The sequence below is a fragment of the Variovorax paradoxus genome (assembly GCF_030811855.1).
Lineage (GTDB): Bacteria > Pseudomonadota > Gammaproteobacteria > Burkholderiales > Burkholderiaceae_C > Variovorax > Variovorax paradoxus_L.
The window spans coordinates 42,923-61,158 of record NZ_JAUSRN010000021.1 but is presented as its reverse complement, the minus strand read 5'-3'; the positions used below and the strand labels follow the sequence as shown (position 1 = coordinate 61,158).

The following is an 18,236-nucleotide window of genomic DNA, read 5'->3' as shown; positions in this document are numbered from 1 at the left end:
GCAATCAAGACTTGCCGGTCTGGATCTCGACGTAGCTGCGCGCATGCCAGCGCACGCGCACGGGCCACTTCGCGTCGGCGATGGTTTCCGAATTCACGTCCTTGCCGCTGCCGTAGTTGATCTGCCGGTCGGGGCGCCTGTTGAGGCCGATCAGCAGCACGATGCGGCTGCCCGCCGCAAGCCTGCAAGCGGTCACGCGTTCGGCGGTGAACGCAAGCAGCTGGCGCTCGCCGGCCCGCAGAAGCCGGCGACGCACGCGATGGCCCGCGTAGCTGGCGCGGAAGTCGTAGGGATCGAACAGCAGTTGGTATTCGCCGCTTTCCGTCTGCTCGTAGAGCGAGATGTTGAAGTCCACGTCCTGCCGCGAGGGCGTGATGTCGAACACGCCGTGCAGGCTGCCGAAGATCTCAGTGTCTTCCGAGAGCGGATCACTGACAAAGCTGATGCTGTTGCGCGTGGGCAGTTGCTTCACGCGCAGCGCGTCCGGCCACGGGATGCGCACGTCGCGTCGATCGGCGAGATCGACCGAGAGCCGCGCGCTGCCACCGCCTTCGGACGGCGACGGCAACAGGCGGTGCGGTTCGTCGCGCTCGCGGGTGTCGAGGTAAAGGCGCAGCCGAGTGCGCTGTGGCGCGTCCAGCGTCGGCACATGGCGCCACTGGTCCGCGCCCATCACCTGGTAGTTGACGCGATCCATCAACAGAGAAGGCTTGTTCGCGCCCTTCAGGATGTGGTCGAACCATTGCAAGCGTAGCTCGGGCAGGTCGACGCGTGCGACGGGGTCGAGCGTGTAGCCGCGCAGCGTTGCCGCCGTGCCGAGCCGGATCGAGGCCGCGTCGTAGGGGCCGAGCAACAGCGTCGTATCGGCCTGCGGCTGGTTGCGAAGATGCTCTTGGTGGAAGTAGAGCGCGCCGGCGTCGGCGCCGTAGTAGCCGGCAAAGCTGAGCACCGGGATGTCGATGCGCGCAAACTGCTGCGCCGACGGCAAGAACTTCTGCCAGTAGCGATCGTGGCTGGGGTGCGTCAGCCAGGTGCGGATCAGTTTGCTGCGCTTGCCGATAAAAACGCGGTCGATGTCCCAGTAAGGGCGATTGCCTCGATACCAGCGCGCATCTAGCGCGTGCCATGCCGCATCCGGGTCGGCGTCTGCGCCGGCCCGCAGCGGCTCGGCATTCGTATGCTCCTGTGCCCAGCGGACCATGGCGTTGCGGAAGATCTGTCCGGCCATCGGAAAGTCGATGCCCGGCGCCATCGGCGCGATGGTGGCGATGGCCTTGAGTGCTGCCGGTTTCAAGCGCGCGGCGGCCCAGGCGGCGTAGCCGGAGTAGCCATCCCCGAGCATGCAGACCCGGCCGTCGCTCCACGCCTGTTGGGCAATCCAGTCGATGACGGCGGCGGCATCTTCGCCGTCGCGGATGAACGGCCAGACGGCGCCCTTGCCATCGGGCGTGCGTCCGCGCACGTACGCCGTGACGCCGACATAGCCTTTGACGGCGGTGCGCTGGGCGTCGTCCTCGCCGGGATCGAGCGTGAATCGCAGCAGCGTCGGCAGTGCGTCACTCGTGCGGCCGGGACGAACCATGCTCGCGAAGATGACACCTCCGCGCACGGGAATCTGGACGTCGGCCTCCGCCACGTAGCGCGCGCGGTTTTCCGCCGCGAACAACTCAGGCAGCAGCGCAGCGAAGCTGCGACGCGACTGGTACGAATGCCAGGTTCGCACGAGCGCCAGCGCATCGGCCTCCGGAAGGCTGCCCTTCGCGCGCCACAAATCGAAAGCTTGGCGCAGCGGCTCTCTGTACACGGCCGCTGGGATCTCGAGCCGCGCCATGATGGCCTGGGCTTGCGCGTTGTCGAGTGGCGACACCAGTTCCTGGAACGCGCGCACATAGGCCTCTGCGAAGCCGAGGCGTGCGTCCGCTTCGAGTGCGCGCGCACGCGCATAAATGCCATCGAGGATCGCACGCTGGACCAGGTCGTCGAACGGCTTGCCTTTGCGGCGGCTGCGCAGTGAACCGCTGCTGTCCGAGGCTGCGCGGTAAGCGCCGCTGACGATCTGCAGAGCGGTCAGGTTGGCCAGGAAAACATCGGTGTCCGCCTCCTGGTACACCGGCAAGATGCGCTGGGCCAGATCGCGCATCAGCTCCGCCGCCGTGGCATCGTCGGGATCGCGCGGTGGCCGGAAGCCAAAATCCGCTCCCCAGGCCCACGCGGGCAGCGCAAGAATCACCCGCGTGAAGGCGCGACGCACACGACTGACGGTCGACTTGGGGTGTCTCATGGTCGCTGCTCCTCGGGCACGGCGTTTGGCGCTTTGACCAGATGCACCACCTGCGTGAACAGCCGGTCGTGCGCTTCTCCGGCCGAGCCTATGTGGACAATGCCCGTGTGCGTGAGCTTGCCCAGCGCGTCGATGATGAGTTCGAGCGTGTCGTCGTCGAACGCGCCGAAGGCTTCGTCCATCACCAGCCAGGGCGGCGCCTGCAGCACCACGCGGGCGAAGCCCAGGCGCAACTGCTCGTCCATGCTGAGCTCGCTCTCCCAGCGTCCCGTCTTGTTCAGCAATGGCTCCAGGCGCTGGAGGCCCACACTCGCCAGCGCGGCCACCATGGCTTCTCTCGGGTAGCTCGACGGTTCCATTGCGTACGACAGCACTTCGGCCAGCGTGCCGCGGGGAATGTAGGGCGTGCCGCGCGGCATGTAGTGGATCGTCTCGCCGTCGGGCCGGCGCACGGTGCCGGAGCCCCAGGGCCAGAGGCCCGCGAGCGCCCGGAACAGCAAGGTCTTCTCGGTGCCCGGCGTGCCGAGGATCAAGACGCGCTGACCGCGGTGCACGACGAGACTTGGGGTGTCCAGCCGATCGTGGCCGCTCCAGGAACGAACCTCGAGCGCTTCGATCGCGAGCGCCCCGGCTTCGCCCTCCTCATAGGCGATGCGGCTGCCGCCTGCTTGCGCCTCCAGATCGGAGGCCAGCATCCGGCGCAGGTCGGCAACGCGCAGCAGCGTGGCGCGCCAGTCGGCAATGATGCTGAAGTTGTCCACGAACCAGCGTAGCGAAGACTGTGCCTGCGTGAAGGCCGCGGCGGCCATCATCAAGCCACCGAAAGAAACCTTCCCCGAGAAGTACAGGGGTGCGGCCACCAGCGTTGGCGCGATGATGGTGATCCAGCCGAAGCCCGCGGTGACCCAGGTCAGGTTGGTGAGCCCGAGCACCACGCGCGACGTGGCGCGCAAGACGTCGCCTAGATGCATTGCAACGCGGCGCTTCTCATCGGCCTCGCCAGCAGCCAGTGAGATACCGTCGAGATGCTCGTTGATGCGCGTCAGCGAGAAGCGCAATTCGCCTTCACGCGCGTAGCGCTCTGCGTTGCGCGAGATCAGGCCGCTGCCGACCCAGTAGGTGACCAGCGAACCGGCGACCGCATAGGCAATGGCTGCCCACAACATGAAACCCGGCAGCACATGGTCCTTGCCGTCGAAGAAGAGACTGAAGTCCTTGGAGATGACCCACAGCACGCTCGCAAAGCTGCCGAACAGCATCGCTGCCTGCAACAGACCCACGCCGAGGGCGACCGACAGATCGCACAGCTTCAGCGCGTCGTCGTGCATGCGCTGGTCCGGATGGGCCCCCATCGGGCCGCTGGCCTGGAGCCAGAACGCCCGGCGCGGCTGCAGCCACAGCCCCACGAGGTCATTGACCACAGCCTCGCGCAGTTTCAGCTGCAAGGTTTCGCCCAGCCACCGCTGCGCGACGTTCAAGACCAGCAGCACGCCCGCAATGACCGCAAAGACGCCTACCTGCACGACGAATTCGTTCAGATCGCGACGCGAGATCGCATCGTAGAACGGCTTGTTCCAGCTATTGAGTTCGATCTGCCCATACGCCGTGAGCGCGACGACCACGACGATTGCGCCCATCAGCGCGACAAGCGTTTTAGCGACTGGGGACACGCGCAAGGCGCCGAGCAACTCGCTGACCTGACGGAAGAAACCGGTCTTTGCAGCCGGCTCGGCACGGTTCTCTGGCCTTGCGCTCATCGCCCCCGCGGCGCCTGACAAGCGGCGGCCGCGATGCGGCGCGCCCAGACACACGAAATGAACGCGGCGTGGCTCCAGGCCAGTTGCTTGGCAGAGGTCTGCGCGCCGCTGCGCTGGTCGAACTGTTCCGACAGATCGCCACCGGCCGGCGTGTACGCGCGTACGGTGGCGAGATAGGCGTCGCCGCGTTCGAGCCAATGGCGTGCGTCGTCGCCCATCGCCGCGGCGCGGAAACAGAACTCGGCGGCGCCGAGCGTCGAGAAGTAGTAGGCGCCGCCCGAGTAGTAGACGTCGCCAGCGTACCGGCCCATCGCCGCGCCATGGCCTGCGCCGCGGCCATGGTTGATTGGATAGGCCGCATCGAACAGCGCATCGAGGCGCTCTAGCGTGGCCTGCATGCGCGGATCGGCCGGCCCATGCGCAGTGTCGGTGCCGAGGCTGTGGATCGCCGACAGGATCACCGCGATGTCCAATGCCTTCGGGCCGGGTCGGCCGTTCGCCAGCGCGCGTGAACGGTAGTAGCCACATATCGCGTCGCTATCGTCTGACCGTTCGTGTCGTTCGCGTCGTTCGTGTCGTTCATCTACCCAGTAGTCGTCGAGCAGGCGCAGCACGGCCCGTGACTCCTCCTGGCAGCGCCGCGCCTGCGCCGTGTCGCCCACGCTCTCCAGCCATGCCGCGCCTTCGGCCAGAGCGGCCCCTGCGACGCGCAGCGTGTAGTAGTGGTGGCCGAGTTCTTCCTCCCAGATGTCGTATGACGGCTCGCGCCAGCGACGCAGCGTGAAGTCGAGATCGAAGCGGATCAGCTCGGAAACTTGCGCCAGCAACGGCGCGTCGAGGTGCCCGCCGGCCGCCCAGCGCAGCAGCGCCAGTGCGCGCAGCGGCGCGCCGTCGTGCTGAGGGCGATTCCATCGGCAGACATCGAGCGTGCCGTCGGGGTTCACCCGTGTCTCGGCAGCCACCAGGTCGCCGAAAGCCTTCGCAAGATCGTGGTCCTCGCGCAGGTACTGCAGGAGCTCGGGGGCCACGCACGCGCTGCGGTCCTCCACCGCGGCAGCCGCACGGCCGTCGAGGCGGTTCAGATCCAGGCTGAAGCGAACGAAGTCGTGCAGGTGCTGCAGGGCTTCGTCGCCGACGCGCCCTTCAGCGTAGAGCAGGCGCAGTGCATCGATGACGACGGCGGAATCGCGAAACCAATGAAAGAAGTAGTCCGGGTCGGGGTTGTAGTCGGCGAGGACGGGCGAGGCGACGATGGCGCCGGCTAGCGGCCGTATGGTCTGGCCGAAGCCGGGCCGCTGCTTGACGATCGACACCGGCGAGATGCTGGACAGCATCGCCGTCGCCGAATGGCGCAGCTGTGTTTCGAGCCAGGACTCGAACGCCGGGTCTTGCAGGCTCGCCACGCTGGACTTCATGCTTCCGGTGGCACGAGATGCGGGCTGCTGAAGTCCAGGCGCCGCAGCCCGGCCTGCACTTCGGGCACGCTCATGAACAGTTTCCACAGAAGGCCCGTGCGATGGTTCTCCATCATCACGACGATGGGGCCTTGATCGATCGCAAGATAGGTGTCTGCGAACCAGTCTCGCTGCTCGCAGAACGCATCGACGAAGCCGTAGTCTCTCCACAACCGCTCGCCATGCACGGTGAGGAAATGCCGCACCACCTTCATCACCTCGGCCGGCGCGTACGGCAGGCTGGCCAGTGCGGCCGTCGGCGAGATGGTGCCGTTGTCGATGTCCGGAGCGTGCGCGAGGTAGCCGTAGGGGTCGTCGCTGGCGGTCAGGCCCCAGCACGATTCGCCGTAGCCCGCGTGGCCCTGGGGGTTGGCGAGGCAGTGGGCACGGTTGATCTGGACGTGGCGGCAGTTCAGATCCCAATACTCGGCGTAGCGATCCTTCAAGCCGCGCGGATCGAGGCCGCAGAACGAGTAATGCGTGAAGAACAGCGGGCCGCCGTAAGGCATGCCAAGCGGAATCTCGATGCCGTAGTACGACTGGCCGTTGAGGAAGCCTTCGCCCGCCGCGAAGCCGCGGTGGTACACCCGCGGATCGATCGCATGGCGGGGCGCGGCCGCGGCCAGCACGTAGGTGATGAGGCACTCGTTCCAGCCGCGCACTTCATGGTTCATTGCCCAGCCGTGTTTCGGGCTCCAGTGCCAGTACAGCACGTCCTGCCCGCCCTGAGTGAACCAGTTCCATTCGACCTCGTGCCACAGCGTGTCGAAGTCCGCGCGCAACCGGCGCGCCATGGCTGTGTCCTCGCTGAAATACTGGCGCGCACAGAGCAGGCCCATGCAGAGGAACGAAGTCTCGACCAGATCGCCCGCGTCGTCCTTGGGGCTCATCGGGATCGTCACGCCGCTCGCGCCATCCATGAAGTGCGGGAAGGCGCCGTGGTAGCGCCTGGCGCGCATGAGCGCGTCCCGCATCCGCCCCAGGCGCTCCAGCGCTGCGTCCCGCGTGACCCAGCCGCGCTCCACCGCGACTATCAAGGCCATGATGCCGAAGCCCGTGCCGCCGATCGCCACCCTCTCGTCGGCCAGGTCTTCGCCCGTGGCGCCGACGAGCGTACGGCGGTCGAGCGCCAGGCCGCTGGCGGCATCTGCACCGTCCCAGAAATAGCGGAAGGTCTGCCGCTGTACGGCGTCGATCAAGGCCTCATCGGACAGGGCTGCCAGTGCCCTTGGGTTCCTGTCATCCTTCAGCACGAACGGCTCCTTTCGTTGTCGTCTTGGTAAAACGTTTGGTTTCACCGAATTGTCGGCGGCGCAACGCGGCCGAGGGCTCACCGCTCGCAGCATGCCATCATTAAGGCCCTTGGGTTCTATTCGAAATCCCTGATGAGCCGCATCGACACCCTCATGGCCCGGATGACGCTAGCCGAAAAGCTGGGTCAACTGACGATGACTGCCTCCAGCTATACGGTCACCGGGCCGGTGCTCGCGGGAGACTCCACGCAGTCGATCATCGACGGCACCGTCGGCAATCTGCTGAACATGGTCGGCGCCGGCCCTACGCACGAGATGCAGCGGCTGGCCGTCGAAAAGTCACGGCTTGGCATTCCGCTCTTGATTGGCCTGGACATCATTCATGGCCATCGCACGCTCTTTCCGATCCCGCTTGCGGAGGCCGGCGCCTTCGACGAAGACGTTTGGGAGCGCACGGCGCGGGAGGCCGCGCGAGAAGGCGCTGCCGACGGCCTGGCGATGACTTTCGCGCCGATGCTCGATGTATCGCGCGATCCCCGCTGGGGCCGCACTGCGGAAGGACCCGGCGAAGACCCCTGGCTGAACGCACGCATCGCAGAGGCCAAGGTGCGTGGTTTCCAGGGGGCCGACCTGTCATCGGCTGATTCGCTGGCCGCCTGTGCGAAGCATTTCGTCGCGTATGGCGCAGTCAACGCGGGGCGGGAATACGCCGCCGTGGACATCTCCGAGCGCACCTTGCGCGAGGTGCATCTGCCGGCCTTCGCAGCAGCGGTCCGCGCCGGCGTCGCGACGCTGATGCCGGCTTTTACCGACCTCAACGGTGTGCCGATGACGGCGCACATCCCCTTGCTTCGCGACTGGCTGCGGGGCGAGATGGCCTGGGATGGCGTCATCGTCAGCGACTACAACGCGATCGCGGAGTTGATCAAGCACGGCGTCGCGGCCGATCTCGCCGATGCCGCGGTACTGGCGCTGAAGGCTGGCGTCGACATCGACATGATGGCCGACGCGTATCGCAAGGGTCTGCCGATTGCGCTCGAGCAGGGACGGGTGACGATCGAAGAGATCGACGCGAGCGTGCGCCGCGTGTTGCGGCTCAAGGAGCAGCTCGGCCTGTTCGACGACCCTTACCGTCGCGGCGCGACACCGGAGTCCGCAACGGTTGTCGCCGAGCGGCACACACTGTCGCGCGACGCCGCGCGCAAGGCCATCGTCATGCTGAAGAACGAGCGCGACACCCTGCCCTTGCCTGCTTCACCGAAGGCACTGTGTGTCATCGGCCCGCTGGCCGACGCAAGCACCGAGATGAAAGGCCCGTGGTGGGGTGCCGGCGAACACGAGCCGGCCGTCAGCGTGCTTGCCGGCTTGCGCGCCGCGCTGCCGCAGACCGACATACGCCATGCACCCGGCGTCGCCATCGAGAGCACCGACGACAGCGGCATCGAAGCTGCCATTGCGCTGTGCGACGGCGCCGACGCCGTCCTGCTGTGCCTGGGCGAGCGTGCCAGGATGAGTGGCGAGGCGGCGAGCCGCGCCACTCCCGCGCTTCCCGGCCGACAACAGGCTCTGGCCGAAGCGGTGACGGCACGTGCACGTGCGCTCGGCATCCCCGTCATCGCGATCTTGTTCTCGGGACGCCCGCTCGTCGTTCCCTGGCTGGCCGAACACGCCGATGCGCTGCTGGCTGCGTGGTTCCTCGGCATCGAAGCCGGCCATGCGATCGCCGACGTGGTCACGGGCCAGGCAACGCCCAGCGGTCGCACGCCGATGAGCTGGCCGCGCGCCGTCGGGCAGGTGCCGATCTTCTTCGGCCAGCGCCCCACCGGCCGGCCGATCAATCCCGCCGACTACTTCACGAGCAAGTACCAGGACGTCGAAAACACGCCGCTGTATGCATTCGGTCACGGCTTGACCTACGGCCGGTTCATCTACGACGAACTTCAAGTCGAGCCTCGGCGCGTGCGCGAGCAGGACGCGCTGAAGATCAGCGTCAAACTCCGCAACGTTGGCGCGCGCGAGGCTGAAGAGACTGTCTTCCTGTTCGTCCGCAGCAAGCGAAGCCGCGTCACCCGGCCGTTGCTGGAACTCAAGGGCTACGCGAAGCTGCGATTGATGCCTGGCGAAGCCGGCTCGGTGAACCTGGAGTTGCCGGCGGCAGAGCTGCGCTACCTCGGGCCGGACCTGCAGCCCTTGTTCGAGGCGGGCGAAGTCGAGATCTTCGTCGGGCCAAGTGCCGAGGAATCAGGGTTGCTGCGCCAGACTATTGAACTGTGTTGAAACGATCCCGCCCGGAGGCCTTGTCGGTAAGCAGTTCCCATTCGCCGCGAAGGCTCTTAAGAGCGTAGTCGGCAAAGTGGCGTACACGAGGGGCCAGATGCAATGCATGCGGGTACACGACATGCAGCGGTGCGCTGGGGATGCCGTATCGCCCCAGCACGCGCACCAGCGTTCCATCCCTCAGCTCCGAGCCTACATCCCATATTGACTTGAGAAAGATCCCGCCGCCGGCCAGCGCGAGCGCTTTGGCCGCGTTGCCGTCATTGCACAGGAAGGTCGCGTTCACCTCGGCCGAGACCGGTTTGCCTTCGTGCTGAAAGAGCCAGTGCCGCGTGCTTCGCGTGCCGTAGAGGATGCAGTTGTGCGCTGAGAGCGCAGCGGGCGTGTCGGGAGAGCCGAAGCGCCGCAAATAGTCCGGCGCGGCGCACAGGACGAGCTCGCTGTCGGCGATGTGGCGTGCCGTCATCGTCGAGTCGTCGAGCACCCCGAAGCGCAGCGCCAGGTCAATGCCTTGCTCCACGAGATCCACGACGTCGTCGCTCAAAACGAGCTCGATCCTCAACGCCGGATGCATGGCCTGGAACTGCGCCGCCAGCGCTGCGAGATAGCGTGTGCCCAGCATGCGCGGTGCCGTCACCCGCAGGTGTCCTTCGATGTCGGTGCGGCTGTGCTGCATCACCGCCTCGGCCTGCTGCACCTCCGCAAGGATGCGTACGCAATGCAGGTGGAAGCGTTCGCCTTCCTGCGTCATTGATTGCCGCCGTGTGGTCCGATTGAGCAGGCGCACGCCCATGCGCGCCTCGAGGGTTGCCAAGCGCTTGCTGACTACTGCCAGAGACAGGCCCAGCTCGTTCGCGGCCCCCGTGAGACTGCCGGCACTGGCGACCTTGTCGAAGATCGTCAGCTCGACCAGATTGTCAATCATTGTTTCCATATCGTTGATTGTGAAATCACAAACTCAATATTTATCAATCATATGGAGATAAATATACTGCCTTTCACCACTTACTTAACAAGAGCCCCACGATGAAACGCACATTCCTTGCGGCCTTCATGGCCGCCGCTGTCGCCACCAGCCTGGTCGCCCCGGTCTCATTCGCGGCCGAGGCGCCTCCGACCAAGGTGAGTCGCTATCAAGCCGGCTACTACCACTTCAAGCTCGGCGACTTCGAGGTCGCGGCGCTCTCCGACGGCACGCTGCCGATCCCGACGCTGAAGCTGCTGACCAACGCTCAGCCCGGCGAGGTGAAGACGCGCCTGGCGGACACGTATCAGACGACCGAGGTCGATGCCTCGGTCAACGCCTACCTGATCCGGGCGGGCGACCGCCTGATCCTGATGGACGCCGGCACCGGCGAGCTTTACGGCCCGACGTTGAACAAGCTCGAGGCCAGTCTCAAGGCGGTGGGCGTCACGCCCGAGCAGATCACCGACATCCTGATCACGCACATCCACACCGACCACACCGGTGGCTTGATGGATGGCAAGCGCCTCGTGTTTCCCAACGCCACAGTCCACATCGAGCAGAAGGAGGTCGCGTACTGGCTGAATCCCGAAAATCGCGCCCGGGCACCCGAGGCGGCGAAGAAGTACTTTGACGAGGCTTCGGCCAAGGTGCAGCCCTATGTCGATGCCGGCAAGGTGAAGACGTTCTCCGGCGCCACCGAGCTGTTCGCCGGCATCCGTTCCATCCCCGCTCCGGGCCACACACCGGGCCATACGTTCTACGCGCTCGAGAGCAAGGGCGAGAAGCTGGTGTTCTGGGGCGACCTGGTTCACGTGGCGGAAGTTCAGATGCCCAACCCGGGCGTGACGATCGTCTTCGACGTCGATCCCAAGGCCGCCGCAGCAACCCGCAAGAAGGCGTTCGCCGACGCGGTCAAGGGCCGGTACTGGGTCGCGGCCGACCACATCTCGTTCCCCGGCGTCGGCCATCTGCGCCGCGACGGCTCGGGCTACCGGTGGATCCCCATGACCTACGTGAACGACCACTACGAGGCGAAGTGAACATCCGACAGCAACAGCTCACCCGCCCCCGAACTCCCGCGCATGCTCCACCGCATACTTGATGAGTTCCGCCTGCCCTTCGATCCCAAGCCGCCTTTTGATACTCTGTCGATGCGCCTCCACAGTGCGCACGCTCAATCCCAAATCCCGCGCAATCTGCTTGCTCGATTCGCCCCTGCCTAGCGCAGTGAGTATTTCGCTCTCACGCGGCGTGAGCAGCGGCCTTGGCGCCTGGTTGCGAAACAGTTTCTTCGACACGGCCGGGCTCAGGAATGTGCCGCCACCCGACACGGCTTCGATGGCCGCAACGATCTCAGCCGCTGGCGCGTCTTTCAGCACATAGCCGCGCGCGCCCACCTGCAGGGCCTTCTGCACGTACTCGGGGTTGTCGTACATGCTGAGCATCACCACGTGCGGCGCGGGCTGGCGTTGCAGCACCAAGGCGGCCAGGTCGATGCCGTTCATTTCTTTCATGCCGACGTCCATCAGCAGCAAGTCGGGCTTGAGTGATTCGATCAAGGCCAGCGCTTCGGCTGCGCTGCCGGCTTCACCGACAATCTCGAGGTTGGGCATGGCGCCGAGCCTTGCGCGCAGGCCGTCGCGCACCAGCGGATGGTCGTCGACCAGAAAGAGGCGAATGGGGGCGGCGTCTTTATCCGTCATCTGGCTACTCAGGCTTGGCGCTGCGGGTCGGCACTTCGGCCACGATGGTGGTTCCGCCTTCGCCGGATGTCACGCGGAGGCGCCCGCCGATGGACTCCATGCGTTCGCGCATGTTGCGCAGGCCGATGCCGCGCCGCGGGTCGAGCTGCATGGCGTCGACGTCAAAGCCGATGCCGTCGTCGCCAATCTCGAGCCGCACACCTTCGTCGTCGAAGAAGCCCAGGTCGATGTGCACGCGGTGCGCCTTGGCGTGCTTGCGCACGTTGGTGAGCGCCTCTTGCGTGACGCGGAAAAGTGCGGTCTTGGCTTCTTGCGAAAGTTCGTAAGCTTCGCCTTCGATCATGATCGACGCGTCGATGGTGCCCTCTTCGGCAAACTCGTCGCCCAGGCGCTGGAGCGCGGCGGGCAGGCCAAGGGTGTCGAGCAGAGCCGGTCGCAGGCGATGCGAGATCCGGCGCACTTCGAGCAGCGAATCGTTGAGCCGTTGCAGTGCCTTGGCCAGTGCAGGTGGCGCGGTCTGGCTTTCGCGGTCGAGCGCTTCCACGGCGGATTCGATGAGCAGCTTGGCCGACACCAGCGTTTGGCTGGTGCCGTCGTGCAGTTCGCGCGCGAGGTGGCCGCGCTCTTCTTCCTGCGACTGCACCACGCGGCGAGCCAGCAGCCGCAGCTTGGCTTCGGCCACGCGATGCTCGCTCAGGTTGAGCAGCAGGCCGGTGGCGCTCACCACTGCGAGGCACAGCGCCGCAATGCCTGCAATCCAGAGCAGCGTGGTGGTGACGTTGGTGCTCATCTGGCGATCGAGCGCCTGCATCGTCGTTTCGATGTCGTCCAGGTAAAGGCCGGTGCCGACCATCCAATTCCAGCGCGGCAGCGCCGTGACGTAGCCGAGCTTGGGCGCCATCTGCTCGCTGGAGGGCTTGCGCCATTCGTATTCGACAAAACCGCCGCCGGCGCGCGCACCGGCAATCAGGTCCTGGATGGTGAAGCGGCCGTGGGCGTCGCGCAGGTCCCAAAGGTTCTTGCCGACGAGGTCAGGCTGGCGCGAATGCATGAGCGAGCGGCCCTGCATGTCGTAGACGAAGAAGTAGCCGTCGTCGCCATAGTCCAGCGCGGCCAGGCGGCGCAGGGCTTCGGTGCGGGTTTCGTCGTCGTCCAGGCCCGCGTCGTACAGCGGGCGCACGGTGCTCACGGCCAGGTCGACATAGCTGCGCAGTTCGCTACGCCGCTGGTCCATGTAGCTTTTCTCGATGAGCGCGCGTTCGCGCCGCGCCAGGTCATGCTCCTGGTGGCGCACCGCCAGGGCCACCAGCACCAGCGCAACCAGCAGCGGTGCCACAGCCAGCGCGACGATCTTGGTGCGGAGGTTCATCGGGGGGCAAGACTACCACCGGGCGCGGCCATGAGCCGGTCGCCTGACGGCGCACACTCAATGCACGCTGGTGGGCCGGCCCGAGGCCACCCAGGCGTCGAGCCCCCCGGTCAGCGGCAGGGCCCGCCGCGCACCACGCGCCAGCAGCACGCGCGCGGCCAATGCCGCCGACACCTCGTTGGGGCAGTTGCAGTAGACGACCACGTCGCGCCCGCCGACGAGCGGCAGCTCGGGGTGCCGCTGCTGCAGCGACTTGAGCGTGTACGGCAGCGCACCGGGAATGCGGCGCGGGTCGACCTGCACGCCCGCCTCGCCGCGCACGTCGATCACCAGCGGCGGCGTCTCGCTGGCGAGCAGATCGTGCAGCTCGTCCACGTTGATGCGCGGCATGCCGGTGAGCCGCATGAAGGCGCGGCGGCGCCAGTAGCGCACCGCCAGCGTCACTGCCAGCACCACCACCAGCGCCAGGGTGGCAATGCCGCCGGCCTGGGCCAGCATGGCCAGCACGTCCTGGATCTGATCGCGAAAGATCCAGCCCAGCCCGAGGAAAAGGCCGGTCCACACCAGCGCGGCGCCAATGTCGAAGACGATGAAGCGCCACACCGGCATGCCCAGTGCACCAGCCATGGGCGGCGCCACCACCGAGACGCCCGGCACAAACTTGGCAGCCACCAGCGAGAGCCCGCCCCAGCGGCCGATGAGCGATTCGCCGCGCCGCACGCAGGAGTCGGGCGACAGCGAGATGCGGCACAGAAGGCGCATGAAGCGGTAGCCGAAGCGACGCCCGGCATAGAACCAGGCGCCGTCGCCCAGCAGGTTGGCCAGCACCGCGGCCAGCACCACGCCCGCCACCGAGACGTTGCCGGCCGCCAGCAGTGCGCCCGACACCACCAGCACGGCGGCCGCGGGCACCGGCAATCCGAGGCGCGCGGCAAAGCTTGCCGCGAAGACGATCGCGATCGCGTTCTGCACCAGCAGCGACATCAGCTGTGCCATGGCAGCAACGCGGGGTTGGGGTTCACTCCTTCGGGGCCTAGCGGGGCGCGTCGCCCTTGCGGTATTCAGCCGTGAGCTCGTCGAGCTTCTGCTTCAGCGCAGGGTCCAGCTTGTATGCGGCCGCGGCCAGCGTGGCGTCGAGCTGTTCGGGCCGGCTGGCGCCGAGCAGTGGCGCCGTGATGAGCGGGTTGGCCATGACCCAGGCCACCGCCAGCGTGGCCAGCGGCACGCCGGCTTCGTCGGCCAGCTTGTGCAGCTGCGTCACAGTGTTGAAGCTGCGATCGTTCCAGTAGCGGTCTTGATACATGCCGCCGGCGGTGCCGAGGGTGAAGCGGGTGTTCTCCTCGGGCTTGGCACCCGGCTTGTACTTGCCGGTGAGCAAGCCGCCGGCCAGCGGGTTGTAAGGAATCACGCCCAGGCCCTCTTCGCCCGCCAGCGGCAGCAGCTCGCGCTCGATCTCGCGGAACAGCAGGCTGTAGCGCGGCTGCACCGACACGTAGCGCGTGAGCTTGTGCAGCTCGGCCTTGCCAAGCGCGCGGGCCAGCCGGTAGGCCAGGAAGTTGGACACGCCGATGTAGCGCGCGCGGCCCGACTTGACGATGACGTCGAGCGCCTCCAGGCTCTCCTCGAGCGGCGTCTCGCGGTCGTCGCTGTGCAGCTGGTACAGGTCGACGTGGTCGGTCTGCAGCCGCTTGAGCGAGGCATCGATGGCGTCGAGCAGGTGCTTGCGCGATGCGCCCTGGTCCCAGCTGTTGGGGCCGACCTTGCCCACCGCCTTGGTCGCCACCACGAAGCGGCGGCGACCCGTGGGGCCCTGCTTCTGCAACCAGCGGCCGATGATTTCTTCAGTGCGGCCGGTGGTCTCGACGGTGCCGCCAAGCGGGTACACGTCGGCGGTATCGAGAAAGTTGATGCCGCCCTCCGCAGCCTTGTCCAGAATGCGGTGCGACACCGCCTCGTCGGTCTGCAGGCCGAAGGTCATGGTGCCGAGCGCAAGCCGCGACACGGTAAGGCCCGTGCGGCCGAGGCGGGTGGTGGGAATGCTCATGGTGGTCTCGATCGAGGGAGATGACGGAGAGGAAGGGCGGCGGCCATCATAGACACGGCCGCGCAAACCTGCTGGCACCCCCGATATTTCAGGTGGCTTCCAGGTGCACGCCGGGCGCGCCGCGCTCCACCGCAAAACGGGCCATCGGGGCGACGGCGCTGTCTGCGGATTTCTCGTCTTCCACGGCGCGAAACTCGACGGTGCAGCCGCGCGCATCGAGCGCCATGTGCGCATAGCCGCGCTTGTCGCCTCGGCCGTAGCGCAGGTGGTCGTTCTTGGCGAGCAGGTTGGCCACGTTGGCGGCACTGGGCCCTTCGGAGGTGATGGCTCCGCCGACGAATTCGGTTGCCACCGCCGGGCCCTGCGGCTCGCGGCGCAGGTCGGCGGCCCAGAAGGCGTGCACGTCGCCGCTGATAACCAACGCATCGCCGCCGCGCGCCTTGTTGGCGGCCAGGCTGTCGAGCAGGCGCGCGCGGGACGCGGCGTAGCCGTCCCAGCCGTCCATCCAGTAGCCGTGCTCGGGGCCGCGCTTGCGGTCGGCCTCGGCCAGCAGTGTGGGTTGCGCAATGACCGTCCAGCGCGCGGGCGGCGCGGCCAGTTCGTTCGCAAGCCACGCTTCCTGCTTCTTGCCCAGGAAGCTGCGCTCCGGCGAAAGCCGGTCTGCGCAGTCGGCCAATGGCGACGCACTGCGTCCCGCCAGGCAGGCGTGGTGCGAGCGGTACTGCCGCCCATCGAGCAGGAACACATCGAGCATGCGGCCGAAGCGATGCCGGCCATAGATGGTGGCTGCGGCACCGGTCGGCCGCATGCTGGCGGGCACGGGCATGTGCTCGTACCACGCTTGGTAAGCCGCGGCGCGGATGGCAAGAAACTGCGCGGGGTCGATGGTGCGCGGCGACACGTCGTCGGTGTAGTCGTTGGCCACCTCATGGTCGTCCCAGGTCACGAGCCAGGGGAAGGCGGCATGCGCGGCCTGCAGGTGCGGGTCGGTCTTGTAGAGCGCATAGCGGTCGCGAAACTCGCCCAGCTGCGTGGGAATGCCGCCCTGGTGGTGGCGCACATGGCGCGAACCCCATGAGCTTTCATAGATGTAGTCGCCCAGGTGCACGACGAAGTCGAAAGGCTGCGCGGCCATGTCGCGGTAGGCTGCGTAGTAGCCCTGTTCGTACTGTTGGCACGAGGCGAAGGCAAAGCGCGATGGCTGCGGCGCTGCATCGTTGTCGGCCGGCGCGGTGCGGGTGCGTCCGACGGGGCTTCGCACGCCTTCGGCCGTGAAGCGATACCAATAGGGCCGGCTTGGCGCGAGGCCGCGAACTTCGGCGTGCACCGAATGCGCAAGCGCTGCGACGGCGGTGGCCCTGCCCTCCGCGGCAACGCGCGCAAAGTTTTCGTCGTGCGCCACTTCCCATCGCACGTCGACCGATGCATCGCCCATGCCGCCGCCTTGCGTCGGATCGGGCGCGAGGCGAGTCCACAGCACCACGCCGTCGGGCCTTGGGCTGCCCGATGCCACGCCGAGTGTGAAGAGTTCGCGTGCGCTTTGTTGTTGCGCGTTCAGCTGCAGGAACGGATGGCCCAGCGATGCGGCGGCCATCCCGCCGAGCAGCAGGCGGCGGCGCTGCAAGACAGGCCGGGCCGCGCTCATGTCTTTGCGCGCGCCGCCGGAGCGAAGTCGGATCCGTCGATGGTGATCTGGCGCACGGGCATGGTGAGCCATTGTGCAATGTCTTCGCGCGGGTCGATGACCCAGGCGCTCACCGCGCGTTCGATCTACGAAGCGCTCGGCGCGCGCTGAGTCGCGCCAGGCCGCTCGCTGGCACGTGCACTCGTCACCGCCCACCAAAACACGCCCATGCCGGCCAGCGCCAGTAAGGCGCCGACCCAGCCGGTCGAGGTCCAGCCCAGGCCCGCGGCAATGGCCACGCCGCCGAGCCATGCGCCGAGCGCATTGGCCATGTTGAAGGCCGAGTGGTTGAGCGCGGCGGCGAGCGTCTGCGCGTCGCCGGCCACGTCCATCAGGCGGATCTGCAGGGCCGGGCCGATGGCGACAGTAGTGCCGATGAGGAACACGTTGAACGCCGCTGTGTAAACGTTGTGCGCCGCGAAGGTGAACACGGCGAGCACCAGCGCTGCATAGACGAGCAGGCCGCCAATGGTGCGCATGAGCGACTTGTCGGCCAGGCGCGAACCGACGAGGTTGCCGGCGACCATGCCCAGGCCGAACAGCGCGAGCACGAACGGCACGCCACCGAGCGGCAGGCCCGCCACCTCGATCAGCGTGGGCTTGATGTAGCTGAACACCGAGAACATGCCGCCGAAGCCGATGGCGCCGATGCCGAGCGTGAACCACACCTGTTTGCGTTTCAGCGCGCCGAGCTCGCGCCACGGGCTCGCACCCGCGGGTGCCGCAAGGTCGGGGATGTCCCGGCGCAGCAGCACCACGGCGATGAGTGCGATGACGCCCACGAACACGAAGGCCGCGCGCCATCCGAAAAGCTGGCCGAGCCACGCGGCAATGGGCACGCCGACGAGCGTGGCGCCGGTGAGCCCCAGCATCACGAGGCCGACGGCCCGCGCGCGGCGCCCCGGTGGCGCGAGCGTGGCCGCCACGAGCGCGGCAACGCCGAAGTAGGTGCCATGCGGCAGCCCGGTCGCAAAGCGCAGCAGGTTGAGCGACAGGTAGCCCGGCGCCATGGCGCTGGCGAAGTTGCCGGCGGCAAACACGGCCATGAGCGCAATCAGCAATGCGCGGCGGCCCCACCCCGCGGCAAGCACCGCGAGCACTGGCGCGCCGATCACCACGCCGAGCGCATAGGCGCTGATGACGTGGCCCGCCTGCGGGATGGTGACCGCGATGTCTTTCGCCACCTCGGGCAGCAAGCCCATGATCACGAATTCGCCGGTGCCGATGGCAAAGCCGCCCACGCCGAGCGCCAGCACGGCCCGCAGGAAGTCGACGCGCGATGCGGATGAGGAAACGGAAATGTCGGTATCCGCGCTGTCCAGCGCGGGTGGGGAGGCGTTCAAGGCCAGGCTCCTGGGAGGTGCCCGGCGGTGACGGGCAGAGGCCCGATTTTAGGGTAAACCCTGAATTTCTGCCGATACGGCGATGCTGGCCGGCTGGTACTGCC

At 67.1% G+C, this 18,236-nt stretch carries 13 protein-coding genes; 2 read left to right on the top strand and 11 right to left on the bottom strand.

Annotated features, from left to right (window positions below; all coding sequences use genetic code 11):
• Positions 1–4 precede the first annotated feature (4 nt).
• From J2X92_RS27495 to J2X92_RS27480, 4 genes are read right to left on the bottom strand one after another with little or no spacing between them, the layout of a single operon-like run.
• The gene (locus J2X92_RS27495) at positions 5–2,281 is read right to left on the bottom strand and encodes a CocE/NonD family hydrolase (RefSeq protein WP_307580712.1); all 2,277 of its coding nucleotides are present in this window, start codon (positions 2,279–2,281) and stop codon (positions 5–7) included.
• On the bottom strand, positions 2,278–4,038 hold the full coding sequence (locus J2X92_RS27490; RefSeq protein ID WP_307580710.1) for an ABC transporter ATP-binding protein/permease: 1,761 nt from the start codon (positions 4,036–4,038) through the stop codon (positions 2,278–2,280). Before J2X92_RS27490 ends, J2X92_RS27495 begins: the two co-directional genes overlap by 4 nt.
• Complete coding sequence (locus J2X92_RS27485; RefSeq protein ID WP_307580707.1) at positions 4,035–5,453, bottom strand: glycoside hydrolase family 15 protein; 1,419 nt, start codon at positions 5,451–5,453, stop codon at positions 4,035–4,037. The genes J2X92_RS27490 and J2X92_RS27485 overlap by 4 nt, the downstream gene beginning before the upstream one ends.
• On the bottom strand, positions 5,450–6,745 hold the full coding sequence (locus J2X92_RS27480; RefSeq protein WP_307580706.1) for a glucoamylase family protein: 1,296 nt from the start codon (positions 6,743–6,745) through the stop codon (positions 5,450–5,452). The genes J2X92_RS27485 and J2X92_RS27480 overlap by 4 nt, the downstream gene beginning before the upstream one ends.
• A gap of 132 nt (positions 6,746–6,877) precedes the next feature.
• Here J2X92_RS27480 and J2X92_RS27475 point away from each other — a divergent pair, with 132 nt between their 5' ends.
• Complete coding sequence (locus tag J2X92_RS27475) at positions 6,878–9,022, top strand: glycoside hydrolase family 3 N-terminal domain-containing protein (protein ID WP_307580704.1); 2,145 nt, start codon at positions 6,878–6,880, stop codon at positions 9,020–9,022.
• On the opposite strand, the gene J2X92_RS27470 is transcribed toward J2X92_RS27475, so the two are convergent.
• Positions 9,006–9,956 carry a LysR family transcriptional regulator gene (locus J2X92_RS27470; protein WP_093015148.1) on the bottom strand — a complete coding sequence of 317 codons (951 nt, stop codon included), beginning with the start codon at positions 9,954–9,956 and terminating at the stop codon, positions 9,006–9,008. The genes J2X92_RS27475 and J2X92_RS27470 overlap by 17 nt on opposite strands.
• Before the next feature lie 92 nt (positions 9,957–10,048).
• On the opposite strand from J2X92_RS27470, the gene J2X92_RS27465 reads away from it, so the two are divergent.
• Positions 10,049–11,029, top strand: a complete 981-nt coding sequence (locus tag J2X92_RS27465; protein WP_307580701.1) for an MBL fold metallo-hydrolase — start codon at positions 10,049–10,051, stop codon at positions 11,027–11,029.
• Between the two features lie 18 nt (positions 11,030–11,047).
• Here J2X92_RS27465 and J2X92_RS27460 read toward each other — a convergent pair whose 3' ends face one another.
• The 6 genes from J2X92_RS27460 to J2X92_RS27435 form a co-directional block, all read right to left on the bottom strand.
• Positions 11,048–11,692 carry a response regulator transcription factor gene (locus tag J2X92_RS27460; protein WP_307580700.1) on the bottom strand — a complete coding sequence of 215 codons (645 nt, stop codon included), beginning with the start codon at positions 11,690–11,692 and terminating at the stop codon, positions 11,048–11,050.
• Positions 11,693–11,696: 4 nt separating this feature from the next.
• A complete protein-coding gene (locus J2X92_RS27455) occupies positions 11,697–13,061 on the bottom strand; it encodes a cache domain-containing protein (RefSeq protein ID WP_093015139.1) in 1,365 nt (454 codons plus the stop codon).
• A 57-nt stretch (positions 13,062–13,118) separates the two neighbouring features.
• A complete protein-coding gene (locus J2X92_RS27450) occupies positions 13,119–14,057 on the bottom strand; it encodes a VTT domain-containing protein (RefSeq protein WP_093015137.1) in 939 nt (312 codons plus the stop codon).
• 37 nt (positions 14,058–14,094) lie between these two features.
• Entirely contained in the window at positions 14,095–15,105 is a 1,011-nt protein-coding gene (locus tag J2X92_RS27445) for an aldo/keto reductase (protein WP_307580697.1), read from the bottom strand.
• Positions 15,106–15,193: 88 nt separating this feature from the next.
• Positions 15,194–16,750, bottom strand: coding sequence for an alkaline phosphatase D family protein (locus tag J2X92_RS27440; protein ID WP_307580695.1), 1,557 nt, complete (start codon positions 16,748–16,750; stop codon positions 15,194–15,196).
• 125 nt (positions 16,751–16,875) lie between these two features.
• A complete protein-coding gene (locus J2X92_RS27435; protein WP_307580693.1) occupies positions 16,876–18,132 on the bottom strand; it encodes an MFS transporter in 1,257 nt (418 codons plus the stop codon).
• Between the last annotated feature and the right edge of the window lie 104 nt (positions 18,133–18,236).